The following is a 26,229-nucleotide window of genomic DNA, read 5'->3' as shown; positions in this document are numbered from 1 at the left end:
CCATTGCCGGCGCCCCATAGGTTCTGGAACTTCGAGCGCACCACACTAGCGCAGCGCCAGCAGCATCTGGTCGGTCGCGTAGTTGCAGTCCTGCGGCCCGCGCTGGCAAAAGCGGGCAATGGCGTCCACATCCACCGGCACGGTCGCAAGCCCCGGCCGCTCCACCTTCAAGTTGCCGTCAGGTGTCGGCTGCACGGTGTACGCCGGATACTGCTGGGTGATCTTTGCCGCCAGCAGCTTTTGCCAGCTGGGCGCCTCGGTGCAGGCGGCCAGCGCGAGCAAGGCGGCCAGCGCGCCGGCAGCCAGGCCCCGGGCGTGGTGTTTGCGTTTGTAATGGATGTAGCAGGGCTCCATCAGGCCTACTTTAGCGATTTTCTGAAATAGAAGAGGCTCTTGCCGAGTAGCTGCGGCGAACCACGGCGGCAGGTAGCTATCAAAATAGTAGCGCATGGGCCGTGCGGCCCGAAGGCGGTGGAAACGTCCTACGACAGTCTGGGTGTAAACCGTGCGTTTGCGCCGGGTCAATGATTTAGGGTGCTGTGAGGGCGTCGGCGAAGTTTTTAAAATCGCCTGAATATGTCTGGGTGTGTCAGCATGGGTGATGATGCCTGATGAACCTGTAGAAATGTTGATGCTGGGGAGTGTTTTACCTGTGAAGCCGTTTTGCCTGACTTACCGTCAATCTCCATTGGTGTCTTCATTGATGTCTCCATTGGTGCCATTGCTGCTGGGCCTTTGCGGCCTGTCAGCCCTGCTGGCAGGGTGCGCAAGCCCTGTGAAGGCCTTCCCGCTGCAGGAAAAGTTCGGTTCCACCGCGACGTACTCCCGCCTGTTTGACGCCACCCCCGCGCAAACCTGCGAGGCCGCGCGACGGGCGCTGCTGAGCCAGGGTTACATCATCAACACCGTCAGGGCCGACCTGGTGGAGGGCCAGAAGAGCTTCCAGCCCGAGCCCGAGGCCCACCTGCAGATGATGATCCGGGTGGTGTGCGCGCCCGAGAGCTCTGACGGAAAAATCAGCCTGGGTTTTGTCACCGCGCTGCAGGACAGCTATGCCCTGAAAAAGAGCAACAACTCCGCCAGCGTGGGGGTGGGGGCGATCGGCTCGCTCTCGCTGCCCTTCAGTTCGAGCAATGATGCGATGGTCAAGGTGGGCAGCCAGACCATCACCTCCGATGCGTTTTATGACAGCTTTTTTGACCTGCTGAAGCGCTACCTGGCCACGGATGAGTCGGTGGGCATCTCCCCCTGATCTCCCCCTTGAGAAAACCCCGGTCTGGCCGTACTGGCCGCCGTCAGCGCAGCTTGGACTGCACCCAGCGCACGATGTCCGCCGCGCCCATGGCGCCCGCCTGGCGCGCTACCTCGCGGCCGTTCTGGAACAGCGCCAGCGTGGGAATGCTGCGGATGTTGAAGCGTGCGCCCAGGTTGGGCACGGCCTCGGTGTCTACCTTGGCCACGCGCACCCTGGGCTCCAGTTGCGCGGCAGCCTGCTCGTAGCCGGGTGCCATCTGGCGGCAGGGCCCGCACCACGGCGCCCAAAAATCCACCAGCACCGGAATCTGGTTGCGGCTGATGTGTTTGTCAAAAGCCGCTTCGTCCAGCGCGGCGGAATGCGCGGTGAAAAGCGCCTGTTTGCAGCTGCCGCAATTCGGCGCACTGCCGAGCTGGTCTGCGCGGACGCGGTTGGTGGTGTGGCAGTGCGGGCAGACGATGTGCAGGGATTCAGTCATATTCGTGCACCTTGGGGCCGTGGCGACCCATTTCAAGCGCGTCCCCCGCTTTTCGACGGGTGTGGCCGGCTGGCTCGGGCGCAAGTCCCGCCGACCACGGCCCGCCAAATGCCAAATTGCCCGATTGCCACTTACCACTTACCACTTACCACTTACCACCTACTAATTGCAGCGAGTTTGACGCGGATCAAAGGCCCGTCCATCCCCCGGTTGCATCATCAAATCGGTGTCATCAAATCATCTGCTGGCCGGGCCTTGCCTGCCCGCCATTTTCAAAAGCGAGGCCCGCCATGTTCAAACACATTCTTCTGGCTACTGACGGCTCCGCCGCCTCGGAGCATGCCGCCGAACTGGCTGTCGGTCTTGCGCGCACACACGGCGCCAAGCTCACGGCGGTGTTTGTCATCGACCCCTATCCTTACCTGAGCCTGGGCGAGACCAACCCTTACGGCTTTAATGCCTACATGGCGGCCGCGCAGGCCCGGGCCGCAGAAGCCCACGCCAGGGTGATGGAGATCGCCGGGCGGGGTGATGACCAGTTGGCGGTGGAGCTTCGCATGGTGGAGGAGGTCGGATCCGCGCGTGGCATTTTGCTGACCGCCGAAAACGAGGGCGCCGACCTCGTCGTGGTCGGCTCGCACGGGCGCTCCGGCTTCGGCCGCCTGATGCTGGGCAGCGTGGCCAACAGGGTGGTGGCCGAGTCGGCGTTGCCCGTGCTGGTGGCGCGCTGACCCTGGCCATGCCCCCGCATTCGCAGGTTTTCTTGGCGCGCATCAAATCCGCTCTGGAAGACCTGCGCTATCGTGAAATCAATGACAACCTGGGGTACCCCTAACCTTGACGGACACGATCATGAAGCCAGAATGGATATTGATTGCCAACGCTACGCACGCCCGCCTGCTGTCGCACGACCGCGGCAGCCCCATGGTGGTCCTCAAGAGCTTTGAGCATCCGCAAGGCCGCAGCAAGGTCAGCGAACTGGCCGACGACAGGATGGGGCGCGAAAATACTGACCAGGGCATGGGTGGCACGGCTTATCAGCCGCGAATGGAAGCCAAGCACAAGGAAAATCCGCGCTTTGCGCGCGAACTGGCCGACTACCTGGAGCCCTATGCCCAGCAGGACAGCTTCCGCTCGCTCGCCATCTTTGCGTCCAGCCCTTTCCTGGGCGAGCTCGAAAGCGAACTCGGTTCGGCCACCACGCGCCTGCTGACCTACCTGCAAGACCTGGACCTCACCAGCTTTGGCCTGGGCGAAGTGGAGCGGCGAATTGCGCAGGAGATGGCGCGCTGATTGGCGGCTTAAAAAATCACTTTTGCTGTCACTGGGCAGGAAGTGGAGAGTAGGGAGTAGGAAGTGGGAAGTGGGAAGTGGGGGAGAAGGGAAGGATGGCACGGGGCGGGCTGTTGTCCCCGCAGCGATTCACCGCGGGTTGGGGCTTTGTGCCCCTTCTCTTTTTTTAAAGTCCCTTGAAGCCTCTTTGGAGGGCCAATGGGCGAAGATGGCGGTCTGGGGTGCTCCGGTGCCCGGTCAATCTGTCATTTTGTCCATCGGTCTTCACATGCCCAACCTTGAACTCAGGATTCCGCCACCCCTGGTAGCTGTTTTGGTGGGCAGTGCGATGTGGGGCGTGTCGCTGATTGCACCGGGCATCGACACCCCCGCGGCTGTACGCATGGCCGTGGTGGTGGCGCTGGTGCTGATCGGCGCCGGCTTTGAGATGTCCGGCATCCTCGCCTTCCGGCGTGCCAGAACAACCGTCAACCCCCTGCGGCCCGACAAATCCTCCCGGCTGGTCAGCTCGGGTGTTTACCGGTTCACCCGAAACCCGATGTATGTGGGCCTGGTGTTCATGCTGCTGGCCTGGGCTGCCCATTTGTCCTGCGCCTGGGCCGTGCTGGGGTTGCCGGTGTTTGTGCGCTACATCACCCGCTTTCAGATCAAGCCTGAGGAAAAAGCGCTGGCCGCCCTGTTTGGCAGCCACTACACCGACTATCGGGCCCGCGTCAGGCGCTGGTTGTGAGGGTTCACCCAGCTGCGCTGCATTCCCGCCGCTCCCGCCGCCACCGGTCGCAAAACGCCGGCCCTGCCTTGACACAAAACGTTCCCGTGCATCGAAACAGGTCCGTCCAGTGGTTTAAGCTAGGCCGACCGGGTAATGCGGCCCGTTCGCCCTGAACCTGAACAGGTCTGATCCTGCCGCCCTTGCCTTGCCCCTTTTACCCATTCACCCCTTCACACAAGAAAACTGAACGTCGCGATGGAACTTCTTCCCCTGGTGCTGCTGTTGGCAGTGGCTTATTTCTTGCTCAAGAAAAGTGAGCAACGCAAACGCATTGTTTTGCTGGCCAGTCATCTGGGCAACTACCAGATTGAAAAGCTGATGGAGACCCTGGCCGAAGGCTACCTGCGCGCACTGGGCGAGAAAGATCTGGAGCGCCGCGAGCAGATCTGGCGCTACCTCGACTCGACCGAAACCCAGTTGTGCGAGCAATTCAACAAGTTCTGCGCCGAGTTTGCCAGGCTGGATGCCGCAGATACCCGCGTCAGCACGCTCCCCCTGGCCATTCCCTACGCCGCCAGGTTGTTCCCCCAGGCCACGTTCGACCTGCGCAAGGCCCTCGCCATCCACGCCCACGGCCTCATGCAGGCGGCGAGCAACGCGTTGAACCGCACGCCCCGGGACAAGGCCTTCACGCTGTCTGCCGAGCTGTTTTTGATGCAGCACACCTGCCACTGGTTTTGCAACTCGAAAGCGGTGGCTTCTGCGCGCTTGATGGCGCGGCACCAAACAACGTATGCGCAGGTGCTGGCGGCTGTGGGGCCCGATACGCGGGCGGCCTATGTGGCTTTGACGGGCGGCTGAGCAGCGTGGTTTGCGGCCTGGTTTGCGGCGGGGTTTGCGGAGGGCGCAGCATTTGCCCCCGGTTTCAGGCCCTGGCCCACACCAGCAACAGATTGTTGGCGGGCATGGCGTGCCGCGACGATAACTTCAGCCCGGCGCGCGCAGCCTCTTGCTCCACGTCTTCACGCCGGCGGATGCCCCAGGCGGGATCTTGTGCGCGCAGGCTTTGGTCAAACGCCAGGTTGCCCTCCGAGGTCTGCACGTCATCTTCCAGATAGGGCCCGTAGGTAATCAACACACCGCCCGGTGCCAAGTGTCGCGCGCTTCCCTGCATCAATGCGGGGCAGGTGGCCCAGGGCGCGATGTGCAGCATGTTGGCGCAGTAAATCAGGTCGAACTTCTCGTCGTCTGGCAACCAGCGCGGCGCCATCACGTCCAGCAGCAAGGGCGGGCGTACCTGCGTCAGGCCCTGCTGCTCCACATAAGCTGCAATGGAGTCCAGCGCGTCGGGCCGGGCATCGGTGGGCTGCCATGTCCAGTGCGGCAGGCCAGCGGCAAACCAGGCCACGTGCTGGCCAGTGCCCGAGGCAATCTCCAGCGCACTGCCGCGCTCCGGCAGCAGCTCGCGCAGCATGTTGAAGATGGGCTGCTTGTTGCGGTCGGCAGCGGGGCTGAAATCGGGTTGGGGCATGGGCGGGCGTTGCGGCAAGGTTAATGCGCGAAAGGAGCGAAGGTGAATGGTAGCCCTTGCGCAGCGGGCGTGGGCAGCTTTCCAGGGCTGGTTCGGCTACCCGCTGCAGCCAGCTTGACAAGCCTGCGACGCTCCCCACAATCGAGAGACGGATTGGAGTGTGGCCATGTCTCATGTCATCCATCAGGAAATCGTCATCGCAGCCAGCCCGCAGCGCGTCTACAGCGCGCTGACCGACAGCCAGCAGTTCAGCGCGCTCACCGGCGTGCCGGCCGAGATCAGCCGCGAGGCAGGCGGCGCCTTTTCATGCTTTGGCGGCATGATCGTGGGGCGCCATGTGGAGCTGATGGTGAACGAGCGCATCGTCCAGGCCTGGCGGGTGGCCAATTGGGACGCCGGCGTTTATTCCGTGGTTCGTTTCGTGCTGAAGGCGCAGGGTGCGGGCACCCTGCTTGTCGTCGACCATGCCGGCTTTCCGGACGGCACAGGCGAGCACCTGGAGACCGGCTGGCACAGCAATTACTGGGAACCGCTCAAGAAGTACCTGGGTTGATGGGCGCCGGTGGGCGCTGGCATGGAACGGGAGTCAGGCCCTGGCCCGGTTTCGCTGGCTCAGGCGGCTTTGGCGGTGCGCCGCTGCTTGAAGGTAGACGTTCGCTTGACCTTGGCAGTCACCACGCTGCCGCCCGCAATCTTGCTGGCCAGTTCCGCCGTCTTCTGTTCGATCTGCGTTGCCAGCCTGGTCAGCGCCTCGGCGCCCGGTACCGTGGCCTGGGCCAGCACGTTCAGGGCGGTCACGCCGGTTTTTTCTTCAAATGCACTGGCGTTGGCGGCCACGCGCTCTACGCCACCTTCCAGCACTTTGACCAATTGGCTCACCACGTGTTGTGCGCCGTTGGTCGTCAGGCTCAAGCCCTTGGCGTAGCAGGCGCTAAAAGCCAGCTGCGCAGCCGATGCGTTTTCGACCGTTTCAGCCGTGAGTTGCGGGCGTGACTCTTCCAGCGCGCGGTTCCAGCGCTGCTCCAGCAGGCTGACCACGCGCTCGCCGCCAGCGCGGTAGGCATCAATCACGTTTTTGGCCGTATTGCCATAAGACTCGATCAGGTTGCCGGCAACAATGGACAGATTTTTGGCGCTCATGGTGTTTCCTTGGGATGGGTTGAAGCTGGGAAATTAGAAAGGTAGCTAGAAAGGTAGCGCCATGATGCGGGTTTTCCCTAGTGAGCGCGACCTAACGGGCTAGAGTGGCCAGCCCAGCCGGGTTTGGGGCAGGGCCTGGCTGGCAGCCGGAAGCGGGGCGTGCGCCTGGCTGGAAGTTGGCCCAAATTTCGGGCTTCATATGGGGTGAGGGCATGGTCGCTATGCACAAGTCCGAGCCCAGCCGTCTGAACGCTCAGGCTGCCCGTTTTTGCTCCTTCACCCTCTGGGGGAAGGTTGGGATGGGGGCTCGCGAGGTAACGCTTCGTTAACCAACGCAGAACAGGCCGAAAGGCATAGCAACCGCACCTGCTTTGTTTGAAAGAAGTGCAGGCGCACAGAGCCCCCATCCCCGCCTTCCCCCAGAGGGTGAAGGAGCCAAACCAGCCAGCGCCTGCTTGAACTGGCAGCCGGGAAGATATAGGGCATAGCGTCGGGCATCGGGGAGACGTTTCAGGTGATTGGAGTCCGCCCCCCGATGCGCTCAATCACTGAATCACTGCGGCGCCAATCCCTTTTCCGCTAGCCAGGCGCGATTGAACAGCCGGCTTGAATACAGCCCGCCGCGGTCGCACAGCAGGGTGACGATGGTGTGGCCCGGCCCCAACTGGCGGGCCAGCCACGCGGCGGCCGCCACGTTGATGCCGGTGGAACCGCCCACGAACAGGCCCTCTTCGCGCAGCAGGCGGTAGACCATGGCGACGCAGTCCTGGTCATTGATTCGCACGGCGTCGTCGATGGGCGTGCCCTCCAGATTCGCGGTCACGCGGCTGGAGCCAATGCCTTCGGTGATGGAGTTGCCCTCCGCCGTGAGCTGGCCGGTCTTCACAAAGTTGTACAGGGCGCTGCCGTAGGGGTCGGCCAGCACGCTGCGCACAGCAGGGTTCTGTTCCTTGAGAAAGCGCGCCACGCCGGCGAGCGTGCCGCCTGTGCCGGTGGAGCAGGTGAAGGCGTCCACCTTGCCCCCCGTGTCGCGCCAGATCTCCGGCCCGGTGGTTTCATAGTGGGCCTGGCGGTTGACGAGGTTGTCGAACTGGTTGGCCCAGATCGCGTTGTCCATCTCCTGCGCCAGGCGGGAGGCGATCTTCTGGTAGTTGTTGGGGTCCTTGTACGGCACGGCCGGCACCGGCCGTACCTCGGCGCCCAGCACGCGCAGCAGATCCATCTTTTCCTGCGACTGCGTCTCCGGAATGACGATCACGCAGCGGTAGCCGCGCGCCGCGCAGATATGGGCGAGCCCGATGCCGGTATTGCCGGCGGTGCCCTCTACCACCGTGCCGCCTGGCTTCAGCGCGCCGCGCCGCTCGGCATCCTGGATGATGTAGAGCGCCGCGCGGTCCTTGACCGAGCCGCCCGGGTTCAGGAACTCCGCCTTGCCGAGGATCTCGCAGCCGGTCTCGGCGCTGAGCCTTGCCAGCCGGATCAGTGGTGTGTTGCCTATGCTGCCGATGAAGCCTTCACGCACGTCCATGATGTGGACCTCCACTTCCCAGTGTCCCAGTGGTTGGCGCACTGGATATCTCTCTTTTGAAGGATACTCCCAATGAAAACATTGTGGCGGCCGAGTGCCATTCCACGATCCTGATTCCCATGACCATCCTGGTTGGCACTGCCTCCTGGACCGACAAAAGCCTGATCGGTTGCGCACGCTTTTATCCCAAGGAAGCGCGCAGCGCCGAGGCGCGGCTGCACTATTACGCGAGCCAGTTTCCCCTGGTCGAGGTGGATTCGAGCTACTACGCCATGCCCAGCGCAAGCACCGCGCAGCTGTGGGCCGAGCGCACGCCGGCAGGCTTCGTGTTCAACGTCAAGGCGTTCAGGCTGTTCACCGGGCACCAAACCTCGCCGACCGTGCTGCACAAGGACCTGCAGGCCGCCATCGCTGCCAGCGCCACCTTGAGCCGCAAGAAGCTGCTCTATTACCGCGACATGCCCGCCGAGATTCGCGACGAGCTGTGGCGTCGCTTCATCGAGGCGCTGGCGCCGCTGAACGCCGCGGGCAAGCTGCGCGCCGTGCACTTCCAGTTTGCGCCGTGGATTGTGCGCAACCGCGAAGGGCATGAGCATGTGGCGCGCTGCGTGCAGACCATGGCCGGGCACACACTGGCGGTGGAGTTTCGCAACCGCACCTGGTTCGAAGGAGAGCATGCCGCCGCCACGCTCGCGTTCGAGCGGGATCTGAACGTGATCCATGTGGTGGTCGACGGGCCGCAGGGCTTTGCCAACAGCGTGCCGGCGGTATGGGAGGTGGCCAATCCCGCGCTGGCCATCCTGCGGCTGCACGGACGCAACCAGGAGACCTGGAACCAGAAAGGGCTTGCGGCGTCGTCCGAGCGTTTCAACTACGACTACCCGGACCAGGAACTCGCGGCGCTGGTGCCTCGCATCCGCGAGCTGGCCAAGCGGGTCGGCGCGATGCACGTGGTGTTCAACAACAACTTCGAGGATCAGGGGCAGAGGAACGCGAGGACGGTGATGCGGCTGTTGGATGCGGCATGAAGGGGAGTTCAACCCCATTCCCTGTTACTTCGAATCCGACCCCGCTCGCGCACCTTGAGGCTGCTGGGCAGCCAGGCGTTGCAAGATGAGCCGGTGGGTTTCACGCACCTCGGCCGCAAATGGCCCCTGTGCCTGCAGAGCCTGGTCGATCTGCGCAAGTGCCTCCTGTTGGCGGCCCTGGTCGGACAGGTTCTGGGCCAGGTTGTTCAAAACCACGGTCGACTGTCGGTGGCGCGTCGAGGCCTCGCGCAGCACCGCTTCGGCCTCTTTGAGCGCGCCTGCGGCATGGTACTGGTTGGCCAGGCCTATGCTGGCAGTCAGGTTGTCTGGCCAGCGCTTGAGGGTCGCGGCGTAGGCCAGGGTAGCGGCCTTTCCGTCGCCCGTTCTTTCCATCGCCATCACGGCCGCCAGCCATCGGGCTTCGGTCGCCGTCGCGGGAATGCGGTCGGGCGGCACGGTCACCATGGCCCAGTAGCCGCTTTTCATCCAGGTGCGCTCGAACAGCGTGAAGGGCAGGGCCTGACTCCTGCGCATGCCCGAGCGCAGATGCAGTTCGCCGGCGGGGTAGTCAAAGCCCGCCACCACCGCGTAATGCCACTGGGTCATGACAGGGCCGATGTCCTGCAAGACCAGCACCGGATTGCCAGCCGCCACCTCGCGTAACAGGTCGTCGTAGCGAGGCTCGAGCAGGTAGGGCACCTGGCCGTAGCGCCGCGGCGTGGCCAGCATCTCGGCTTGCAGGCTGCCCAGGCGCGCGGGCAGGTAAACCTGCTCGACCAGCGCCTCGGGCGTGATCGTCACGCCCGCGTGATTGAGCAAGGTCGCCAGCGCCGCGGGGCCGCACTGGTACTCCTCTTGCGGGAAAAAGGGAACGCCGGCCAGTTCGACCTGCCGGGCCACGCCCACAGGCCAGCCCGTGCGCAGCGCCATGGTCTGCGGCACCATTTGCGCGCAGCCGGCGAGGGCGAGCAACAGGCAGCCAATACCCGCAATACCCGCGCGCCGGCATGTGCGCAAGCCCATCATCAAAGCGCGGAGATCAGGCATGCATCACTCCGCGGCTTTCGCCGCGCTTTATTTGCGGAACGCGAAGTACCAGACGAGGCCGGCGATCAGCGCCACCACCAGCACGCCTGCGGCGGTGCTCATGCCACCGGCCGGGGCCGTGTCGATGTTGGTGGCCGCCAGGGTCTGCACTTCTTCGTCCGTCATGGCCGCGACGCGCTCGCGGGCCATCGTTGGGTCAATGCCTTGGGCCCGAAGTTGGGCTGCCGTGTCGGCGCGGCTGAGTATGCTCAGCACCGCGGCGCGGTCAGGCGGTGCGTTGGCAGCGACCTGATCAGCCCCGATCATCCCTGCCTGTGCTGTCTGGAAAGACAGTGTGATTAGCGCAACGATCAATGAGCGGCATATCAGACTTTTCATGATTGGTATCATCTGGACCTCCTTCAAAGCTCGGCCTGAACAACGCCCGGCAGGAATTGCCCGACGCCGTTCCAATATACGCCCGTGGCGGATTTTTGTATGCTGCGTGCGTCCGCGAACCGTGTGGCATTCACACTTGGCAACAAAAATAAGTTGGGCCGCGCTCTTGCAGCGCTGGGCCGTGAGCGTCACCCGCCAGACTTGCTGGATCCGGCGTTGCGTCAAACAAGCGCGCAGCTTGACGGGCACCTTGATAAAGCCGGACACTCTCCTGCAACCCGATTCCTCCACCCCGACGCCCCAAGGAGCACTTGCATGGCCCACTATGTCGATGGATTCGTTGTCCCGGTTCCGAAGAAAAACCTCGACGCCTACCGCCGCATGGCGCGCAAGGCCGGAAAGATCTGGAAGGAATTCGGCGCTCTTGATTACATTGAATGCGTTGCTGACGACGTGAAGCCGGGCAAGCACACTTCGTTCCGCAAGCCGTCAAGCTCAAGCCGGACGAGACCGTGGTGTTCTCCTGGATAGTCTACAAGTCGCGCAGGCAGCGCGACAGCGTCAATGCCAAGGTGATGAAAGACCCGCGCCTGGCGCCGATGATGGACCCCAAGGCCATGCCCTTCGACGGCAAGCGCATGTTCTGGGGCGGCTTCAAGACCATCGTCGAGCTCTGAGCTTTTGGACCGCACGAGCCTCGCGCCGCGAGAAGCTGATGGCGAACGAGCGCATCGTCCAGACCTGGCGGGTGGCTAATTGGGACGCCGGCGCTTATTCCGGTATCCAGGTGATCTTGCCTTCCTGCACATATTCTTCAAACTGGGTGAGGGGAATGGCGGTCACGGCGGCAATGCCCGGGGCATCTTCCCAGCTCAGGGTGGCGCTGTCGAAGGTCAGCGCCACTTCCACGCGCACCCGCGGGATTTCTATGGGCACACCGTCACCCGGCGTGTAGGTCACGTCACCGGTAATCATGGCGAACTGGGGCATGGCAATCTCCTGCATGGTTGAACGGACGTGGACGGCATGCTTTAAGAGCCGCTAACAAAACCCTCCTGGCGTCGTTGTGCCGCCTTGCCGTGCTAGAGGTCTGCGGCGGCACGCCTAGCCAGGACCGCTTCGCTGGGTTTTGTTAGCGGCTCTAAGCCGAGACCCTCATTTGACACGCAGCACTGACCGCCTTGTGTAGGCAAAAACGACTTTGTGCGACGTCCAGCGCGGCAAGCGTTGATGATGCGTTAAACACGAAGTCTCTGCAATCCAGTTGCAATTTGTTTCCTCGGTTTTCCAAATAATGCAACTGTTTGGTTGCATTATTTGATTGGACTGACGCACAATAAATGCAACCAGGAGATTGCATATGACTTCATCAACCGACCGTATTGAACGCAGCGTCCTCATCAACGCCGCGCCTTCCAAAGTCTGGACGGCGCTCGCCAACGCCGAAGAATTCGGCAACTGGTTCGGCGTGGCGCTCAAGGGACAAAAATTCGTCGCCGGCCAGCAGGTGCAGGGCCACATCACTATTTCCGGCTACGAGCATGTGGTGTTCGACGTGCTGATCGAGCGCATCGAGCCGGAAAAACTGTTTTCTTACCGCTGGCATCCCTATGCGGTGGACCCGGCCATCGACTATTCCAAAGAGCCGACCACACTGGTGGTGTTTACGCTCACGGAAGCGGGCAACGGCACGCTGCTCAGCGTGGTCGAATCGGGCTTTGACAACATCCCGCTGGCCCGCCGCGCCGAAGCCTTCCGCATGAACGACGGCGGCTGGGAAGGGCAGATGAGCAATATCCAGAAATATGTCGCCCCGCAATAAATCCCCGCAAGCCCCCGAAGCCCAATCACCACAGCCCGGCCCCGCAGGCGTATTCGCCGCGCTGGGCGATGAGACTCGCTTGCGCCTGGTGGCCGTGCTGTGCGTGGGCGGCGCAGTGTCGATTGCCCAACTCACCTCCACCACCGACATCACCCGCCAGGCCGTGACCAAGCACTTGCATGTGCTGGCCGATGCGGGGCTGGTGCACCACGTGAAAGTGGGGCGGGAGCGTTTGTGGCAGTTTGACCCGCGGCAGTTGGATGAGGCGCGTCGCTCGCTGGAGCTGATTGCGCAGCAGTGGGATCAGGCGCTTGGCAGGTTGAAGAGGGCTGTGGAGATGGATTGAAGACGACGGTTGCTGGAGAAGCCGGGGCAGCGGACGCGCTACGCATGGCTGGCAGCTTGACAACCCTGCGATGAGGGCGCGTGGGCGCCTTGACTGCCGGCACGCACGATCGCACCCCAATCCTTGACGTCGCGCGTGACGGTCTCGGCAAACTTCTCAGGTCGGGTTCAGAAACTGTGCCGGATACCGAAATCGACGCCGGTGATATTGCCACCCGGCGTCGTCGTGGCCGGTGTGGCAAAGCCGCCAGTCGTGTTCAGGACGTACAGCTTCGAATTGTTGCGGTTATCCAGCAAGCTCAGCGTTGTGTAGAGCGCGGTGCGTTTGCTGAGGTTGTAGACCCAACCGGCGGAAAACTGCCGTGCATCGTTGCTGCCGGCGATCTCGTTCTGTTTGACCTGCGCGTACTGCAGCTTGAAATCGTTGGGGCCACGGGGAATGACGGCGCCCACACTGAAGCTCACGTTGCTGCCCACGCCACCCGTTCCACGGGCACGCCGCTCGGTGCTGGCCAGACCGAGCAGGCGCATCATGCCGAAGTCGTATGACGCACCGAGATTGACGCGGTCCGAGTTGCCAGCAACCGCAGTGGACGTCGGCAGCAGATCGTAGCGCGTGCGCCCGGCGGCCAGCGCCACATCCAGCCTGGCGTTGCGATAACCGACTCGCGCACCGTAGTAGTCACCATCATGTTTGCCGCCCGCAGCTGTCGCGGACACATTCGACGCGTTTTCGCCAAGGGCAGCCATGGCCTGACCGTACCAACCACCCAGACCGGAGGGCAGAAAGTAGCTGACGGCGTTGGATGCACGCAAGGCTGTTACGCTGGAAAACACACCCGTGCTCAGCATCAGCGCACTGGAATTTCCGATGCCGTTACCACCGAACGGATCGAACACCACGTAATTCAAGGAACTAGGCACCACGTCGCGACCCACACGCACCTCACCAAAGCGGCCCATCAAGCTCACCGTGGACCGACGATTGAATGTCAGGCCGCCGCCCCCAGTCGAGCCGGACGGCGTGTTGTTCAAGTTGGTCAGTTGACCAGCGCCGGTGTCGAGGAAGAAACCGGCCTCCAGCCAGAACGCAGCAGAAAGTCCACCACCCAGGTCTTCACTGCCTTTGAAGCCCAGCCTGCTGGGTGTGTTGGCGCCCGACACGATCCGCGTGATCCGCACGGCTCCATCGGCCTTGGTGATTTCGACGGCCGTATCCATCACGCCAAACAGCGTGACCGATGACTGCGCGAACGACAAGCCCGACCCGAGGACCGCGATCGATCCCAACAGCAATTTCTTCATTTCATTTATCCCGGTTGATTTGCAAATAGAATCCCGGCCTTGCGACGTCGACCTTCCAGTCGAGTACCGGTCATGCTGAACGGGTGGCCAATCGCAATTGAGCCGCCGTTCATGTTGTGCTGCGCAGGGTCAATACCCAGCGGAAATTGCGCGTCGAAGTGCACCAATTACCGAAAGTACGAACACCCCTTCGGGTACGTGTACAGATGCGTAGCCCTTGAACCTGACTGGTCGCACTCAACGAGCACGGCCATCGTCAAATCCCGCAAGCCTGGCCCACTTCTTTCTCAGCCGGTGGCGTCCAGTCGCCAGTCGGTGAAGAGAGTTCGCGAATGAATGCTTCGGCCTGCGGCCACTCGCCATAGCCCGAGGCCGGATTCAAATGTCCGACCGCCCCCAGTTCGACGAAGCGGCTGCCCCACGCCGCGGCCAGGTCACGGGCACGTTCAAGACGCGTGAGAGGATCGTTGCTACTTGCCGCGACGATGCTTGGAAACGGCAACGTGGCGCGCGGGATCGGTAGCCAGCCATGGTTGCTCAGTGCCTCGGTCGTCGGGTAGCCCGCCGGCATGGGTGTTTCAAGGTCCGCAGGCGCTGCCAGCAGCGCACCTTGGACCTCGCGTGTGGCGCGCAGGGTAGCCCAATGGGCAACCATCATCGCGCCCGCGCTGTGCGCCACGATGATCACTGGCCCCTGAATGGAGGCCAGAGCGCTGTCGATGGCATCGACGCGGGCAATGCAGCCAAGTTTGTCGTGCTCGAGCGGGGCGACACTGCGCACGCGAGGCAGCTTCGCCGCCAGCAGGGTCTGCCAGTGGTTCGGCACATGCTCACGCAGGCCAGGAACGACGAGAATGGTTGGTGACGTTGATGTCATGTTGAGCACTTAGTAGGGCAAGTCACCGATGATTGCGGTGCGCTCCATCTTGCGGTGGCACGGCGGGTAATCCATCACCGCGTAGTGCTGGGTCGAACGGTTGTCCCAGAAGGCGACGCTGTTCTTCTTCCAGCGAAAGCGCACCTGATACTCGGGGATGCTGGCCTGGCTGGTCAGGTAATTGAGCAGGTTGCTGGCGCCCGGCGACTTGTCCAGGCCGAAGCGCACGTTGGCCGGGGTGTTGAAATTGGTGAAGTGCGTCGTGAAGCTGGCGTTGACAAACAGAATCTTCTCCCCGGTTTCGGGATGGATACGCACAACCGGGTGCTCGGCGTCGGGGTACTGAGCCTTCAGCGCCAGGCGCTTTTCGATCGGCATCACGGCGCCGAAGCTCGCCTCGATGCTATGGCGCGCGCGCAATGGGTCGATCTTCGTCTTGATATCCTCGGGCAGCTGCCTGTAAGCCTCGACCATGTTGACCCACATCGTGTCGCCGCCCACGGGCGGGCATTCGACACAGCGCAGCACGGCGCCTAGTGGAGGCTTTTCGCGCCAGGTGGCATCGGTGTGCCAGGAATTCTCGTTGCGTTCGGGAGGGCTTTCCGGGGTTTTGTAGATCTGAACCAGCCCCGGATGATCGGGATGGCTGCCCACCACGGGATGCTCCTCCAGCTCGCCGAAGCGGCGCGCGAAGGCCACGTGCTGCGCGCGCGTGATGTCCTGGTCGCGGAAGAACACCACGCGATACTTGAGAAGCAGCGTCCGGATCTCTGCCATCAGCGCGTCGTCCTCGGCAGCGGCTCCCAGATTAACGTTGCCGAGCTCGGCGCCGATCGTGCAAGTGAGCGGTTCGACCTGGATCGAGCTTCCCAGCGAAGTCGCGCGGACCACTGCGGGTGCCACCTGGAGGTCTTGAGTCATGACAGTTTGTCTCCTGTAATAGAATGACGTGACAGATCAAGTGTGGCGTCGGTGGACTGTCTCCGCTTGACAATACATGACAGGCATTTTGCATTTCATGCCAATCCTTTAGACCGATGTCGCCTCTTGTTCGTGCTGCGAGCCTCACCAATTACAGCGAGGTGGCCCTTGCCGCCGGACTCAACCCGGCCCGGATGCTCTTTGACGCAGGGCTCAACCCCAGCGTATTGCACGAGCCGGATCTCATGATTCCGGTGGAGTGTGTCGGGCGACTGCTCCAGGCTTCTGCAACCATGTCGGGCAACGAGAGTTTCGGACTCTGCATGGCCGAGTCGCGCCTGTTGTCCAATCTTGGGGCGGTAGGACTGCTGATTCGCGACCAGGCGACTCTGCGCGACTCGCTTTACATGCTGATGCGCTACCAGTCGCTGCTCAATGATGCGCTGTCGCTGGCGGTCGAGGAAAGCGCTGGAATGGTCGTTATTCGCGAGGTGGTCATGGCCGGCAGTCCGCGTCAGCCCACGCGCCAACGGGTTGAACTGGCGCTAGGGGTCATGGTGCGCTTGATACGCCAGCTCCTCGGGGCCGACTGGCAGCCGCGGCGCGTGTGCTTCGAACACGCTGCGCCGCGTGACATCAGTACCCACCTGCGGTTGTTTGGCCGTTGCGTCGAGTTCGACTACGACTTCAATTGCATCGTCTGCGCAAAAACCGATCTCGATGCACGCAACCCTTCCGCTGATCCGGCGATGGTGCGCTATGCGCAGCAGCTGATAGACGCGTCGGCCAAGTCGCAGAGGGCGACAATGCTTGAGGACGTGCGGCGCACGATTCTGCTGCTGCTACCCAGTGGGCATTGCAGCATCGAGCAGGTGGCCGAGCACCTGGGGGTCATGTGCCGCACGGTCCAGCGTCGACTGGCTGAACAGGAGCAGAGCTTCTCGGCTATGGTTAACGACATCCGCAAGGATCTCGCCACACGTTATGTCCTCGAGAGCGATCGCCCATTAACCGAAGTGGCAGCGCTACTCGGTTTTTCTGCGCCAAGCAGCTTCTCGCGCTGGTACCAAACACAATTCAGTTGTAGCGCCAAGGAGAGTCGATCCACACGCATCGCCGCTCGCCGCCGCACAGTACCGCGGGCCAGTGCATGACCCCTTACGAGGCGGTGCGTCTAGCTGCCGGCAATGGCCACCATTTCTGCGCTCTTGCCGGCCAGCAGCAATAAATCACCTGAAGCTACTGCCAAAGCTACTGTATTGTTCAAATAGCCAAGGCCGCCTGGCTACTGGAATTTGACTCCGAGAGCTTCACTTCACACTATTCCAGATTGCCGGATGGACTCCCAACTCAGGCGGAGGCAATTCCGACTTTGGTCGCATCCCGTCCATCAGCATCGGATTAGCCACCATAGGTGGAACGGTTGCATCACTCGACGCCAGTTTCATCCCCCGCGCGGCCACATGTGGATGCGCCATGACTTGGGTAATGTCCAGGATCGGTGAGCAGGGGACGGCGGACTGGTCCAGCAAGCAAACCCACTCGGCCGTGTCGCGCTGCAGCGTCCATTCGGCAATCATGGGCACGAGCGAGTGGCGGTTTTCTACCCTTGCCGGATTGGTGCCGTATCGCACGTCGCATGAAACAGCGGGCCGGCCGGCCACCTCGCAAAAACGCGCAAACTGGCCGTCGTTTCCTACAGCCAACACCATATGGCCATCGCGAGTGGGAAACACCTGGTAAGGAACGATGTTCGGGTGAGCGTTTCCCATGCGGGTTGGCGTCGTGTGCCCAATGAGCTGATTACTACCCTGGTTAGCCAGCATGGCCACCTGCACATCGAACAGTGCCGCATCAATGGTGCGTCCGCGCCCCGTCTGCTGTCTTTCATACAACGCGGCAAGAATGGCCGTGGTCGCATAGACGCCGGTCATCAGGTCGGTCACGGCCACCCCCACCTTTTGTGGTTCAGCGCCCTTGTCACCGGTGATGCTCATCAGCCCGGCTTCAGCCTGAATAGCAAAATCGTACCCGGCCTTATGAGACAAAGGGCCGTTTTGCCCATAACCGGTGATTGAACAGTAGATCAGCCGTGGGTTGATGGCGCGCAGACTGGCTGCATCCAACCCGTACCTGGCAAGTTGCCCAACCTTGTAATTCTCGATCAGCACATCGGCATCCCGAGCCAACGCTTGCACTAGCTGAATGCCGTCCCGGCTGGCGATATCGATGGCCACTGAGCGCTTGCCCCGATTGGCGCAGACGAAATAGGCCGCGACCCGCTGCTCGCCCTCACCCCACCAGGGAGGGCCCCAAGTGCGGGTGTCATCGCCTGTTCCGGGGCGCTCAACCTTGATAACCTCAGCGCCGTAGTCGGCCAGTAGCTGACCAGCCCATGGTCCGGCCAGTACGCGAGAGAGGTCGAGCACGCGCACTCCGGCCAAAGGGCGTGGTGTTTCACAGGCGCCGCGAGCGACCTCGGGGCCATGAGCTTGCAAGTGGTCCATTGATGTGCCTTCGCTGAAGCCAGTGTCAAGAGAAGGCCTGGATACCCGTGATGGCCCGCCCCAGGATCAGCGCATGGATGTCGTGTGTTCCCTCGTAGGTGTTGACCACCTCCAGATTGACCAGGTGGCGCGCCACACCGAACTCGTCGCTGATGCCGTTACCCCCCATCATGTCGCGCGCCATACGGGCAATGTCCAGGGCTTTACCGCAGCTGTTGCGCTTGAGGATGGAGGTGACTTCAACCGAGGCTGTGCCGGCATCTTTCATCCGGCCCAGCTGCAAGCAGCCCTGCAGGCCCAGGCTGATATCGGTCAACATATCGGCAAGCTTTTTCTGGATCAGCTGGTTGGCGGCCAAAGGGCGGCCGAACTGGTTGCGGTCCAGCACATATTGGCGCGCGCGATGGAAGCAGTCTTCGGCCGCACCCAATGCACCCCAGGCAATGCCGTAGCGGGCGCTGTTCAGGCACGTGAACGGGCCCTTCAGACCGCGCACGTCGGGGAAGGCGTTTTCTTCCGGCACGAACACCTCGTCCATCACGATTTCTCCGGTGATCGAGGAGCGCAGGCCTACCTTGCCGTGGATGGCGGGCGCGCTCAAGCCCTTCCAGCCTTTTTCCAGGATGAAGCCGCGGATCGCGCCTTCGTCGTCCTTGGCCCACACGACGAAGACGTCGGCGATCGGGCTGTTGGTGATCCACATCTTGGCGCCGGTGATCGAGTAGCCTCCGGGCACCCTCCTGGCGCGGGTGATCATGCTGCCGGGGTCGGATCCGTGGTTGGGCTCGGTCAGGCCGAAGCAGCCCACCCATTCGCCGCTAGCGAGTTTCGGCAGGTATTTCTGTTTCTGTGCTTCGGAGGCAAACTCATTGATCGGCACCATCACCAATGAAGACTGCACGCTCATCATGGATCGGTAACCGCTGTCAACCCGTTCGACTTCGCGTGCTACCAGGCCGTAGCAGACGTAGTTCAGGCCGGAGCCGCCATATTGCTCCGGGATAGTTGCGCCGAGCAGACCGAGTTCGCCCATCTCATTGAAGATGGCGCGGTCGGTTTTTTCATGGCGGAAGGCGTCTTGCACGCGCGGCAGCAGGCGTTCCTGGCAGTAGGCATGGGCAGCGTCGCGCACCTGGCGCTCTTCATCGCTGAGTTGCTGATCCAGCAGGAAAGGGTCGGACCAGGAAAAATGGGGGCTTTTACTCATGGCTTGTCTCTTTACAAAAAGTGATGATGTTTTGCTGGCACGTTTGACGTTTGATGTTTGACGATGTGCCAATGCTGCTGATTCAAGTTAAATTGGCAAACGGTTCTCTGGCCGTCATTTGCCCTGGTTCTTTGCGAGGTGAACGTGCTTATGGCCTGGTGCACTCAGACTCGCCGGAAAGAGCTGCGATGACTTGTTTCAGGGAATAGCTGCAGGGGCAAAACGACCAAGAGCCTTCGATTTATCGCGTTGCCAGGTAGCTAGTTGTGCGCTTGCCCCTCATGAATTGCAAACATCAGGGCGAAGGACTCAATTGGGACTGATCTGAAGCTTCAGCTTTTCGATGATTTTCCGGTTCTGATCCATGGTCGCAGCCATCTTCTGCCGAAGCTCCTCAACTGAAGCATCTTTTGGTATCTCAAGGCTTTGCGCAGCAAGCATCTCGCGTAATTTTGGTGAATGCACGGCCTTTGCCACTTCGCGCTGGATTCGATCGCTAAGCGGCTTGGGCATGCTGCTCAGAATAAAGACCCCGATGCTCGCATCGGCAAGGACAAACTCAGGCAACCCTAGTTCTGCAAAGCTGGGCACATTGGGCAGATACGGGGAGCGTGTGGGCGATATGACTGCAAGCCCCTTGATTTTCCCGCTCTTGATCGTTTGGACAACGCTGCCAGTCACAGTCTCAAAGCTCAGTTGAACTTGACCTCCCATCAAATCGACCATGGCAGGAGCCGAGCCCTTGTATGGAACGACCAGGATGCTATCGCCGCTTTTTTCCCTGAGCATTTCGCCAAGAAAATGCGAGCGTGTGCCGACGCTGACATTCGCTACGCTTACGGACTTGGGATTGCGCTTGGCATACTCGCTCATTTCTTTCACGTTGTTTGGCGGGAAATTTTCATTCGCAACCAATACATGAACCATATTCGCGACCGCAGCAACGTAAGTAAAAGTCTTGAGTGGGTCGAAAGGCGTCTTGACGCTGAGTGGAAAGTCGGTCAGGAGACTCGATGGCGCCACCATCAAGGTGTACCCATCGGCAGGCGCGCTCATCAGCGCCCTTTCGGCGATGACGGCCGAACCACCTGGCTTGTTATCCACCAACACGGGCTGACCTAGATTGGTCCGCAATTGTTCAGCGAGCGAACGAGCCACATTGTCGATGATGCCGCCAGGCGGCGCAGGGACGATCAAGCGGATGGGTTGGTTCGGCCATTCCTGCGCCATTGCAGGCGATACCGCCGTCAGCCAGGACAGTGCAGTTATCGCGAAGACTCTCAGTTTCAATGAATTGAATGCCATGGAAGTTCACCTTAAAAAGTGGAATTCTCAAATAACGAATATGGATGACCCGGTGGTCTTCCGGCCTTCAAGATCACGATGCGCCTGCACTGCATCCTCCAGGGCATACCGCTGATTGATCTCGATGCGGATGCGGCCTGCCGCCACGTGGCCGAATAGCTCATCGACCAGTTCCGCCTTTTCGGCCGGATCCGCGATGTAGTCGGCCAAACCTGGGCGGGTGATGTATGCGGAGCCTTTGCGGGCCAGGATCGCAGGGTCAAACGGGGGGATTTTTCCGGAGGCGGTACCCACGCACACCAGCAAACCGCGGCGCTTGAGCGAGTCCAGCGAAGACATGAATGTGTCTTTGCCCACGCTGTCAAAAACTACAGAGACGCCCACGCCGTTGGTGATCTCACGCACGCGCCTGGCAACGTCCTCATGGCTGTAGTTGATGATGTGGTCGCAACCGTGGGCGCGTGCCACCTCGGCCTTGGCCTCGGTAGAGACGGTTCCAATCACGTTGAGGCCCAGAAGTTTGGCCCACTGGGAGACGATCAGGCCCACACCGCCGGCGGCAGCATGCAGCAATATGGTTTCACCGCGCTGGAACGGGTAGATCTTGCGGCACAAGTAGGAGGCCGACAAGCCTCGCATGGTCATGGCCGCCGCGGTCTCGCAGCTGATGGCCTCCGGCAACTTGATCAGCGGTGCGGCGGCAATCAGCCGCTTCGTGCTGTAGGCGCCCAGCGTGTTGGTAAAGCCTGTGTAGGTTACGCGGTCGCCGACCGCGACGTTCGTCACGTCGGCACCGACGGCCTCGACCACGCCGGCCGCCTCGTTGCCGATGCCGCTGGGCAGCGGAACCGGGTAGATGCCGCTGCGGAAATAGGTGTCAGCGAAATTCAGGCCCACCGCCACGTGGCGGAGGCGAACTTCTCCCGACCCGGGTTCACCAACCTCAACGTCCTCAAAACGCAGCACCTCAGGCGCGCCCGTTTCATGGAACTTAACGACTTTTGCCATGTTGTCTCCTGTTATGTATCTTGCGTATCAATATCAGAATGTCAGAATGCGCCGGCAGCTTGCCGGCCTTGACCTCACACCCTGAGGCTTCAGGTCGGCTTGCGCAGGAAGCCCTGGTTGCCACCGTTGCGGTTGGGCGCGAAGCCATTGGCCTGAAGCGTCTCTTCCGCCGTCTCGTAGAAGACGCCTATCTTCATGATTTCGCGTGCCTGTTGTGCTGTCGCGATGGGGCGACCAAATTCGGTTGAGATACGCACCAACTGCTTGATCTGCTCGACGGAGCTCATCTTGCCCGTGCGGGTCTGGTTCCAGAGTACGTCCTCGATGCCGCAGCGCACGTGCAGGCCCAAGGCAATGCCGATCATGTTCACGGGCAGCACATTGAGCACCGAGCTCTCCACCGTGATCACCGCGCCATCGGGCGCAGCACGCAGGAAGTTGGCCAGGTTGTAGATGTTCGCTTGATCCATGCCGCCGCTGATGGCCACCCAGTTCATCACCAGAGGGCCCTTGTAGACGCCGCGGCGAATCATCCGCTCGATCGTTTCAAAGCTGTTGATGTTGTAGCACTGAAACTCGCTCTGAATGCCGGCGGCAGTCAGGCGGCGGATGTGCTCTTCGACCCAGCTGGGATTCGAGGGCACGATCATGTCCTTGTAGGTTGCATAGAGGTGCGGGAAGCCGCGCGAAACGCCCTTGAAGTCATCGATACCCGCATGCTCCGTCACATTCATCTGCGTCGTGTTGACGGTCACCGTCACCTGGTCGGGCTTCGGCGTGAGTTCGGCCAACATATGCCGCGTGTCGTCGCTTAGCCACTTGGCGGCCGAGCCATCATCTTCGGGCGCGAAGCTGATCGAGCCGCCCACCTGGATGACCATCTCCGGCACGCGGGCGCGCACCCCGGCGATCAGCTCATTGAACATGGACAGGCGCTTGCTGCCCTTGCCATCGGCTTCACGCACATGCAGATGCAGCACGGTGGCACCGGCTTCATAGCAATCCACCGCCTTTTGGATCTGATCCTCCATGGTGACCGGGATATCTTCCGGGAAGTCTGCGGGAATCCAGCCCGGCGCATAGGGAGCGGCTGTAATGATCAGGGGCTGCTGGTTCTCGGGATACAGGTGGCCGTCAAGGAAGTTCATGATGGGTCTCCAAGTTGAAATGTGAATAGCGAGAATGTCGAACTAGATGAAAAAACTTCAGGATTAATCTTTAGCGAGGAGTGAATCATCTGGCTTTGCGCCATGTTTCACTTCACATTTCACGTCTTTGACTTCGCTTTTCATGACAGGGGCCCGCCCCCTCACCGGGAATTTTTCGGACACTGGGGCGTTCTTGAAAACACGACCAGGCACTGCGCCATCCTGAAATATTCGGAAGAGGGGTGGCCCCGGAAATCTGACCAGGTCGATCAGCACAGTCGCCCCCTGAAGGTGCCGAAAAGTGGCCCCTGAGACTGGAGCAAGACATGCGCAGAAGACTCCGCCGCAACCATTCACCCGCGTTCAAGGCGCAAGTAGCTGCAAGCCGTACGCGGTGAGAAGACGCTGACCGAACTGGCACCGAAGCACGACCTGCACCCCACGCAGATCCATGAATGATGCAAGCAGTTGATGGAGCGTGCCGCCGACGTGTTCGATGCCGACAGCCAGCCCGATGCGCCGGTTATCGAACGCCAGGAGCTGCAAGCCAAGTCTGGGCTGTGGACATCACCTATGTTCCGATGGCCAGGAGCTGGAGGTACCTCACCGTGGTTCTGGACTGGTACAGCCGCAAGGTTCTGGTCTGGCGCCTAAGGACAATGAGATTCCCATGTCGATGGACAGCAAGGGCTGTTGGCGCGACAACGTGTTTGTAGGGCGCTTGTAGCGCTTGGTCAAATATGCGGAGGTTTATCTCCAGGCCTACGAGGGTGTCACCCACGCCCGAGTCTGGGCTACCTGGACCGCGACAGATACTGAGCAGCAAAATCAGCTTGGACTGATCTTTAGCTTGAGTTTCTCGATGATTTTTATGTTGTGGTTCATGGTCGCATCCAGCTTCTGCCGGAGCTGCTCCATTGATGCATTTTTAGGGTGATCAAAACCTTGCGCTGTAAGAGCTTCACGGAATTTTGATGAATTGATCGCCTTTTGTAATTCATTCTGAATTTGATCGCCAAGGGGCTTGGGTGTGCTGCTCAGCATAAATACCCCAACGCCGGCGTCCGGCATCACAAGGTCGGGCAGTCCTAACTCGCCGAAGCTGGGCACATCAGGAAGATAGGGGGAGCGTGTGGATGACGCAACTGCCAGCGCATGCAGTTTTCCACTCTTGATCAAGGGCACAACATTCGTCACGACATCAAATGTCAGTTGAACGTGGTTGCCCATCAAATCAGCCAAAGCTGGGGCCGAACCCTTGTACGGAGCAACAACAATCGTGTTGCCACTTTTATCCCTGAGAATCTCGCTCAAAAAATCTGATCGGTTCCCGGCGCTAAGGCTCGCTATGCTGACTGACTGGGGTTTGCGCCTGGCATAGTCCAATAATTCAGTGATAGTGTTTGGCGGGAAATCAGTATTTTTCACCAGGACATGGACCATGCCGGCGGCTTCCGCTACATAAATAAAACTCTTGCGCGGGTCGTATGGTTTTTTTACGGCGAGTGGGATATCGGTCATCATGCTCGATGGTCCGACCATCAAGGTGTGGCCATCGGCAGGCGCGCTCATGAGTGCCCGTTCGGCCACTACAGCCGAGCCACCGGGCTTGTTATCCACCAACACAGGCTGCCCCAGAGTGGCACGCAATTGTTCAGCCAGCAGACGTGCGACAGCATCGGCAATACCGCCAGGTGGCGCTGGGACTATCAATCGGATGGGCTTGTCAGGCCACTTTTGCGCCTGTGCTGGTGATGCCGCAGCAATACAGGACGCTATAGCTATTGCGAATACCCTTATCAATGAATTGAATCTCATGTTGCTTCACCTTAAAAATGGCATGACGCCGCATTTGCATCATCTGGTCGTGGCCCCTTTTTGACTTGACCGTTGACGTCTTTTACTTTGCATTTCATGACAGGATGCACGCCTGCTGTCTAAGAACCTGTTTACGATCTATGTGGGGTCGCGTTGAGACGCAATCGGGATGAGTTGCTTGCCAACATCACGCGGCATGGGCTGATGCCCATGCAAGGGATTTGGTGAGCAAATCGCCCGATTTCGTCCCAACCCGCAGGGCAAGTGGATTCTCGGGCGGTCTGCGGCGTTGCAACATCAGCCAAGGCATCAGCCTTGGCCTGGATGTTGCGCCTTGCATCCCATCCCGATAATCCACTTGCGCGACCCCACATAGATCGTAAACAGGTTCTAAGGACGCAGAAGATTGGATCGCCCGGCGACTGACGCCGTTGGCTCAGTGGGAGCCGTGTTGCTCGGCGGCGCTGCAGTGCGCCAGAAAATCCGTGGTCGCACGGCCCAGCCGCTTTTCGCGGTGCAGCACGATGGCGAGCTGGCGGCTTGCCCTGGGCAGACGTGTTTGCAGTTCGACCAGGTGCCCGTCTGCCACACTTTGCGCCACCGCGTAGCGCGAAAGGCAGCCCAGGCCATCGCTCGCCGCCACCACGCGCTTGATCGCTTCGGTGCTGCCTAGTTCGAAGCCGACGCGCACCCGGTCGAGGTTTTTCAGCAACCATTCATCCGCGATCTGGCGCGTGCCGGAACCGTGTTCCCGCAGCACCCAGGTGGCATCGGCCAACTGGCGGGCCGTCGCGCAGCGATTCGCCAGCGGATGACCCGGAGCCGCGAGAATCACCATTTCGTCATCCAGCCAGGGCCGCACGACCAGGTCGGCATGCGTCTGCGACCCCTCGACAAAGCCGACGTCGACGTCCAAGGCAGCTACCGCAGCTATCACTTCGCTGGTATTGCCTATGCGCAGATGGATCTGGCTCTTGGGGTGCAATTGCGTCCATTGCGACACCAGGCTGGGCAACAGGTATTCGCCGATCGTAAAGCTGGCGGCGACCCGCAAGGGTGCGGCGTGCTCGTCCGTGAACAGGGCTTGCACTTCGGCCGCCTGTTCGACCAGGGCCTGGGCCTTGGGCAACAGCGCACGTCCGTTCTCGTTGAGCAGCAGGCGTCGGCCGATGCGGTCGAACAGTTCGACGCCGAGCGCGGCCTCGAGTTCGGCCAGCGAGGTGCTCGCCGCAGATTGCGAGCGTGCGATCCGGTCGGCGGCCGCACGCGTGCTGCCGCCGCGCGCCGTGGCCAGAAAAACTTCGAGCTGACGCAGGTTGAGGCGCAGGCGCTGGAAAGATTGCTGATTGGATTTATCGATCATTCTTAACGATATTATCCGCTTTTTTCTTTAATGACTTTTGCCTATTATCTAATTCATTGAGGGCATAACCCTCCCACGCGTACCCCACGCGCGCTGTTCGAAAGAGGTTTGCCTGTGTTCAATTTCCTGTCGCCAACGTCAGCCGCCGACACGACCCACCCCGCTTGGTTGCCGCAGCACCGGCTGCAACTTCTCCCGGGTGTTGCCTTGTCT

The 26,229-nt window shown here is 61.1% G+C and carries 29 protein-coding genes and 2 pseudogenes; 12 read left to right on the top strand and 19 right to left on the bottom strand.

Annotated elements, in window-relative coordinates; genetic code table 11:
- Positions 1–45 precede the first annotated feature (45 nt).
- On the bottom strand, positions 46–450 hold the full coding sequence (locus AC1DS5_RS17800) for a hypothetical protein (RefSeq protein ID WP_477719580.1): 405 nt from the start codon (positions 448–450) through the stop codon (positions 46–48).
- A 253-nt stretch (positions 451–703) separates the two neighbouring features.
- Between AC1DS5_RS17800 and AC1DS5_RS17795 the strand changes: the two genes are divergently transcribed.
- On the top strand, positions 704–1,252 hold the full coding sequence (locus AC1DS5_RS17795; protein ID WP_477719579.1) for a DUF2242 domain-containing protein: 549 nt from the start codon (positions 704–706) through the stop codon (positions 1,250–1,252).
- A 43-nt stretch (positions 1,253–1,295) separates the two neighbouring features.
- Here AC1DS5_RS17795 and trxC read toward each other — a convergent pair whose 3' ends face one another.
- On the bottom strand, positions 1,296–1,733 hold the full coding sequence (gene trxC / locus AC1DS5_RS17790; protein WP_477719578.1) for a thioredoxin TrxC: 438 nt from the start codon (positions 1,731–1,733) through the stop codon (positions 1,296–1,298).
- 290 nt (positions 1,734–2,023) lie between these two features.
- Between trxC and AC1DS5_RS17785 the strand changes: the two genes are divergently transcribed.
- From AC1DS5_RS17785 to AC1DS5_RS17770, 4 genes are all read left to right on the top strand, one after another.
- Positions 2,024–2,464: a universal stress protein gene (locus AC1DS5_RS17785; protein ID WP_477719577.1), complete on the top strand. Its 441-nt coding sequence runs from the start codon at positions 2,024–2,026 to the stop codon at positions 2,462–2,464.
- 121 nt (positions 2,465–2,585) lie between these two features.
- Positions 2,586–3,026 (top strand): host attachment protein, encoded by a 441-nt coding sequence (locus AC1DS5_RS17780; protein ID WP_477719576.1) that lies wholly within the window; start codon positions 2,586–2,588, stop codon positions 3,024–3,026.
- Between the two features lie 268 nt (positions 3,027–3,294).
- The gene (locus tag AC1DS5_RS17775; protein WP_477719575.1) at positions 3,295–3,756 is read left to right on the top strand and encodes a methyltransferase family protein; all 462 of its coding nucleotides are present in this window, start codon (positions 3,295–3,297) and stop codon (positions 3,754–3,756) included.
- Positions 3,757–3,993: 237 nt separating this feature from the next.
- The gene (locus tag AC1DS5_RS17770) at positions 3,994–4,599 is read left to right on the top strand and encodes a hypothetical protein (RefSeq protein WP_477719574.1); all 606 of its coding nucleotides are present in this window, start codon (positions 3,994–3,996) and stop codon (positions 4,597–4,599) included.
- Positions 4,600–4,663: 64 nt separating this feature from the next.
- Here the strand turns inward: AC1DS5_RS17770 and AC1DS5_RS17765 are convergent, their stop codons facing one another.
- On the bottom strand, positions 4,664–5,269 hold the full coding sequence (locus AC1DS5_RS17765) for a DUF938 domain-containing protein (RefSeq protein WP_477719573.1): 606 nt from the start codon (positions 5,267–5,269) through the stop codon (positions 4,664–4,666).
- 166 nt (positions 5,270–5,435) lie between these two features.
- On the opposite strand from AC1DS5_RS17765, the gene AC1DS5_RS17760 reads away from it, so the two are divergent.
- Positions 5,436–5,822, top strand: coding sequence for an SRPBCC domain-containing protein (locus AC1DS5_RS17760; RefSeq protein WP_477719572.1), 387 nt, complete (start codon positions 5,436–5,438; stop codon positions 5,820–5,822).
- 59 nt (positions 5,823–5,881) lie between these two features.
- Here the strand turns inward: AC1DS5_RS17760 and AC1DS5_RS17755 are convergent, their stop codons facing one another.
- Entirely contained in the window at positions 5,882–6,409 is a 528-nt protein-coding gene (locus AC1DS5_RS17755; protein ID WP_477719571.1) for a hypothetical protein, read from the bottom strand.
- A 553-nt stretch (positions 6,410–6,962) separates the two neighbouring features.
- Positions 6,963–7,937: a cysteine synthase A gene (locus AC1DS5_RS17750; RefSeq protein ID WP_477719684.1), complete on the bottom strand. Its 975-nt coding sequence runs from the start codon at positions 7,935–7,937 to the stop codon at positions 6,963–6,965.
- Between the two features lie 56 nt (positions 7,938–7,993).
- Between AC1DS5_RS17750 and AC1DS5_RS17745 the strand changes: the two genes are divergently transcribed.
- Complete coding sequence (locus AC1DS5_RS17745) at positions 7,994–8,965, top strand: DUF72 domain-containing protein (protein ID WP_477719570.1); 972 nt, start codon at positions 7,994–7,996, stop codon at positions 8,963–8,965.
- Positions 8,966–8,989: 24 nt separating this feature from the next.
- On the opposite strand, the gene AC1DS5_RS17740 is transcribed toward AC1DS5_RS17745, so the two are convergent.
- Complete coding sequence (locus AC1DS5_RS17740; protein ID WP_477719569.1) at positions 8,990–10,012, bottom strand: PA2778 family cysteine peptidase; 1,023 nt, start codon at positions 10,010–10,012, stop codon at positions 8,990–8,992.
- A gap of 27 nt (positions 10,013–10,039) precedes the next feature.
- A complete protein-coding gene (locus AC1DS5_RS17735; RefSeq protein ID WP_477719568.1) occupies positions 10,040–10,390 on the bottom strand; it encodes a PA2779 family protein in 351 nt (116 codons plus the stop codon).
- A 315-nt stretch (positions 10,391–10,705) separates the two neighbouring features.
- Between AC1DS5_RS17735 and AC1DS5_RS17730 the strand changes: the two are divergent.
- Positions 10,706–11,067: pseudogene (locus AC1DS5_RS17730) on the top strand (DUF1428 domain-containing protein).
- Between the two features lie 94 nt (positions 11,068–11,161).
- Here the strand turns inward: AC1DS5_RS17730 and AC1DS5_RS17725 are convergent.
- Complete coding sequence (locus tag AC1DS5_RS17725) at positions 11,162–11,380, bottom strand: hypothetical protein (protein ID WP_477719567.1); 219 nt, start codon at positions 11,378–11,380, stop codon at positions 11,162–11,164.
- A 370-nt stretch (positions 11,381–11,750) separates the two neighbouring features.
- On the opposite strand from AC1DS5_RS17725, the gene AC1DS5_RS17720 reads away from it, so the two are divergent.
- Both AC1DS5_RS17720 and AC1DS5_RS17715 read left to right on the top strand, forming a co-directional pair.
- A complete protein-coding gene (locus AC1DS5_RS17720; protein WP_477719566.1) occupies positions 11,751–12,212 on the top strand; it encodes an SRPBCC family protein in 462 nt (153 codons plus the stop codon).
- The gene (locus AC1DS5_RS17715; RefSeq protein ID WP_477719565.1) at positions 12,196–12,558 is read left to right on the top strand and encodes an ArsR/SmtB family transcription factor; all 363 of its coding nucleotides are present in this window, start codon (positions 12,196–12,198) and stop codon (positions 12,556–12,558) included. The genes AC1DS5_RS17720 and AC1DS5_RS17715 overlap by 17 nt, the downstream gene beginning before the upstream one ends.
- A 167-nt stretch (positions 12,559–12,725) precedes the next feature.
- Here AC1DS5_RS17715 and AC1DS5_RS17710 read toward each other — a convergent pair whose 3' ends face one another.
- From AC1DS5_RS17710 to AC1DS5_RS17695, 4 genes are all read right to left on the bottom strand, one after another.
- Positions 12,726–13,862 carry a porin gene (locus tag AC1DS5_RS17710; RefSeq protein WP_477719564.1) on the bottom strand — a complete coding sequence of 379 codons (1,137 nt, stop codon included), beginning with the start codon at positions 13,860–13,862 and terminating at the stop codon, positions 12,726–12,728.
- Between the two features lie 5 nt (positions 13,863–13,867).
- Positions 13,868–14,026, bottom strand: a complete 159-nt coding sequence (locus tag AC1DS5_RS17705; RefSeq protein ID WP_477719563.1) for a hypothetical protein — start codon at positions 14,024–14,026, stop codon at positions 13,868–13,870.
- Positions 14,027–14,118: 92 nt separating this feature from the next.
- Entirely contained in the window at positions 14,119–14,739 is a 621-nt protein-coding gene (locus AC1DS5_RS17700; RefSeq protein ID WP_477719562.1) for an RBBP9/YdeN family alpha/beta hydrolase, read from the bottom strand.
- A gap of 9 nt (positions 14,740–14,748) precedes the next feature.
- On the bottom strand, positions 14,749–15,660 hold the full coding sequence (locus AC1DS5_RS17695) for a TauD/TfdA dioxygenase family protein (protein WP_477719561.1): 912 nt from the start codon (positions 15,658–15,660) through the stop codon (positions 14,749–14,751).
- 116 nt (positions 15,661–15,776) lie between these two features.
- Between AC1DS5_RS17695 and AC1DS5_RS17690 the strand changes: the two genes are divergently transcribed.
- Positions 15,777–16,814, top strand: a complete 1,038-nt coding sequence (locus AC1DS5_RS17690; protein WP_477719560.1) for an AraC family transcriptional regulator — start codon at positions 15,777–15,779, stop codon at positions 16,812–16,814.
- Between the two features lie 156 nt (positions 16,815–16,970).
- On the opposite strand, the gene AC1DS5_RS17685 is transcribed toward AC1DS5_RS17690, so the two are convergent.
- The 5 genes from AC1DS5_RS17685 to AC1DS5_RS17665 form a co-directional block, all read right to left on the bottom strand.
- The gene (locus AC1DS5_RS17685; RefSeq protein WP_477719559.1) at positions 16,971–18,167 is read right to left on the bottom strand and encodes a CaiB/BaiF CoA transferase family protein; all 1,197 of its coding nucleotides are present in this window, start codon (positions 18,165–18,167) and stop codon (positions 16,971–16,973) included.
- Between the two features lie 25 nt (positions 18,168–18,192).
- On the bottom strand, positions 18,193–19,374 hold the full coding sequence (locus AC1DS5_RS17680; protein ID WP_477719558.1) for an acyl-CoA dehydrogenase: 1,182 nt from the start codon (positions 19,372–19,374) through the stop codon (positions 18,193–18,195).
- A gap of 309 nt (positions 19,375–19,683) precedes the next feature.
- Positions 19,684–20,679 carry a Bug family tripartite tricarboxylate transporter substrate binding protein gene (locus AC1DS5_RS17675; RefSeq protein WP_477719557.1) on the bottom strand — a complete coding sequence of 332 codons (996 nt, stop codon included), beginning with the start codon at positions 20,677–20,679 and terminating at the stop codon, positions 19,684–19,686.
- A gap of 27 nt (positions 20,680–20,706) precedes the next feature.
- Positions 20,707–21,687 carry a quinone oxidoreductase family protein gene (locus tag AC1DS5_RS17670; protein WP_477719556.1) on the bottom strand — a complete coding sequence of 327 codons (981 nt, stop codon included), beginning with the start codon at positions 21,685–21,687 and terminating at the stop codon, positions 20,707–20,709.
- 89 nt (positions 21,688–21,776) lie between these two features.
- On the bottom strand, positions 21,777–22,835 hold the full coding sequence (locus AC1DS5_RS17665; RefSeq protein ID WP_477719555.1) for a beta-keto acid cleavage family enzyme: 1,059 nt from the start codon (positions 22,833–22,835) through the stop codon (positions 21,777–21,779).
- Between the two features lie 545 nt (positions 22,836–23,380).
- On the opposite strand from AC1DS5_RS17665, the pseudogene AC1DS5_RS17660 reads away from it, so the two are divergent.
- Positions 23,381–23,622: pseudogene (locus AC1DS5_RS17660) on the top strand (DDE-type integrase/transposase/recombinase); the annotation flags it as partial.
- Positions 23,623–23,663: 41 nt separating this feature from the next.
- Here the strand turns inward: AC1DS5_RS17660 and AC1DS5_RS17655 are convergent.
- On the bottom strand, positions 23,664–24,653 hold the full coding sequence (locus tag AC1DS5_RS17655) for a Bug family tripartite tricarboxylate transporter substrate binding protein (protein WP_477719554.1): 990 nt from the start codon (positions 24,651–24,653) through the stop codon (positions 23,664–23,666).
- Between the two features lie 436 nt (positions 24,654–25,089).
- Positions 25,090–26,016, bottom strand: coding sequence for a LysR family transcriptional regulator (locus tag AC1DS5_RS17650; protein ID WP_477719553.1), 927 nt, complete (start codon positions 26,014–26,016; stop codon positions 25,090–25,092).
- Positions 26,017–26,229: the final 213 nt, after the last annotated feature.

Source organism: Polaromonas sp. P4_H1, from assembly GCF_056400945.1.
Note: the sequence above shows the minus strand (reverse complement) of the source record. Positions and strands in the feature narration are given on the sequence as shown.

What these genes read in the sequence shown, in the direction of transcription:
- AC1DS5_RS17700 (WP_477719562.1), bottom strand. Translation starts at nt 14,739, where the DNA reads ATGACATCAACGTCACCAACCATTCTCGTCGTTCCTGGCCTGCGTGAG.
- AC1DS5_RS17785 (WP_477719577.1), top strand. Translation starts at nt 2,024, where the DNA reads ATGTTCAAACACATTCTTCTGGCTACTGACGGCTCCGCCGCCTCGGAG.
- AC1DS5_RS17690 (WP_477719560.1), top strand. Translation starts at nt 15,777, where the DNA reads ATGTCGCCTCTTGTTCGTGCTGCGAGCCTCACCAATTACAGCGAGGTG.
- AC1DS5_RS17765 (WP_477719573.1), bottom strand. Translation starts at nt 5,269, where the DNA reads ATGCCCCAACCCGATTTCAGCCCCGCTGCCGACCGCAACAAGCAGCCC.
- AC1DS5_RS17665 (WP_477719555.1), bottom strand. Translation starts at nt 22,835, where the DNA reads ATGAACTTCCTTGACGGCCACCTGTATCCCGAGAACCAGCAGCCCCTG.
- AC1DS5_RS17695 (WP_477719561.1), bottom strand. Translation starts at nt 15,660, where the DNA reads ATGACTCAAGACCTCCAGGTGGCACCCGCAGTGGTCCGCGCGACTTCG.
- trxC (WP_477719578.1), bottom strand. Translation starts at nt 1,733, where the DNA reads ATGACTGAATCCCTGCACATCGTCTGCCCGCACTGCCACACCACCAAC.
- AC1DS5_RS17755 (WP_477719571.1), bottom strand. Translation starts at nt 6,409, where the DNA reads ATGAGCGCCAAAAATCTGTCCATTGTTGCCGGCAACCTGATCGAGTCT.
- AC1DS5_RS17680 (WP_477719558.1), bottom strand. Translation starts at nt 19,374, where the DNA reads ATGAGTAAAAGCCCCCATTTTTCCTGGTCCGACCCTTTCCTGCTGGAT.
- AC1DS5_RS17800 (WP_477719580.1), bottom strand. Translation starts at nt 450, where the DNA reads ATGCGCTACTATTTTGATAGCTACCTGCCGCCGTGGTTCGCCGCAGCT.
- AC1DS5_RS17760 (WP_477719572.1), top strand. Translation starts at nt 5,436, where the DNA reads ATGTCTCATGTCATCCATCAGGAAATCGTCATCGCAGCCAGCCCGCAG.
- AC1DS5_RS17685 (WP_477719559.1), bottom strand. Translation starts at nt 18,167, where the DNA reads ATGGACCACTTGCAAGCTCATGGCCCCGAGGTCGCTCGCGGCGCCTGT.
- AC1DS5_RS17670 (WP_477719556.1), bottom strand. Translation starts at nt 21,687, where the DNA reads ATGGCAAAAGTCGTTAAGTTCCATGAAACGGGCGCGCCTGAGGTGCTG.
- AC1DS5_RS17675 (WP_477719557.1), bottom strand. Translation starts at nt 20,679, where the DNA reads ATGGCATTCAATTCATTGAAACTGAGAGTCTTCGCGATAACTGCACTG.
- AC1DS5_RS17795 (WP_477719579.1), top strand. Translation starts at nt 704, where the DNA reads ATGTCTCCATTGGTGCCATTGCTGCTGGGCCTTTGCGGCCTGTCAGCC.
- AC1DS5_RS17725 (WP_477719567.1), bottom strand. Translation starts at nt 11,380, where the DNA reads ATGCCCCAGTTCGCCATGATTACCGGTGACGTGACCTACACGCCGGGT.
- AC1DS5_RS17735 (WP_477719568.1), bottom strand. Translation starts at nt 10,390, where the DNA reads ATGAAAAGTCTGATATGCCGCTCATTGATCGTTGCGCTAATCACACTG.
- AC1DS5_RS17740 (WP_477719569.1), bottom strand. Translation starts at nt 10,012, where the DNA reads ATGCCTGATCTCCGCGCTTTGATGATGGGCTTGCGCACATGCCGGCGC.
- AC1DS5_RS17720 (WP_477719566.1), top strand. Translation starts at nt 11,751, where the DNA reads ATGACTTCATCAACCGACCGTATTGAACGCAGCGTCCTCATCAACGCC.
- AC1DS5_RS17750 (WP_477719684.1), bottom strand. Translation starts at nt 7,937, where the DNA reads ATGGACGTGCGTGAAGGCTTCATCGGCAGCATAGGCAACACACCACTG.
- AC1DS5_RS17710 (WP_477719564.1), bottom strand. Translation starts at nt 13,862, where the DNA reads ATGAAGAAATTGCTGTTGGGATCGATCGCGGTCCTCGGGTCGGGCTTG.
- AC1DS5_RS17715 (WP_477719565.1), top strand. Translation starts at nt 12,196, where the DNA reads ATGTCGCCCCGCAATAAATCCCCGCAAGCCCCCGAAGCCCAATCACCA.
- AC1DS5_RS17655 (WP_477719554.1), bottom strand. Translation starts at nt 24,653, where the DNA reads ATGAGATTCAATTCATTGATAAGGGTATTCGCAATAGCTATAGCGTCC.
- AC1DS5_RS17650 (WP_477719553.1), bottom strand. Translation starts at nt 26,016, where the DNA reads ATGATCGATAAATCCAATCAGCAATCTTTCCAGCGCCTGCGCCTCAAC.
- AC1DS5_RS17770 (WP_477719574.1), top strand. Translation starts at nt 3,994, where the DNA reads ATGGAACTTCTTCCCCTGGTGCTGCTGTTGGCAGTGGCTTATTTCTTG.
- AC1DS5_RS17775 (WP_477719575.1), top strand. Translation starts at nt 3,295, where the DNA reads ATGCCCAACCTTGAACTCAGGATTCCGCCACCCCTGGTAGCTGTTTTG.
- AC1DS5_RS17780 (WP_477719576.1), top strand. Translation starts at nt 2,586, where the DNA reads ATGAAGCCAGAATGGATATTGATTGCCAACGCTACGCACGCCCGCCTG.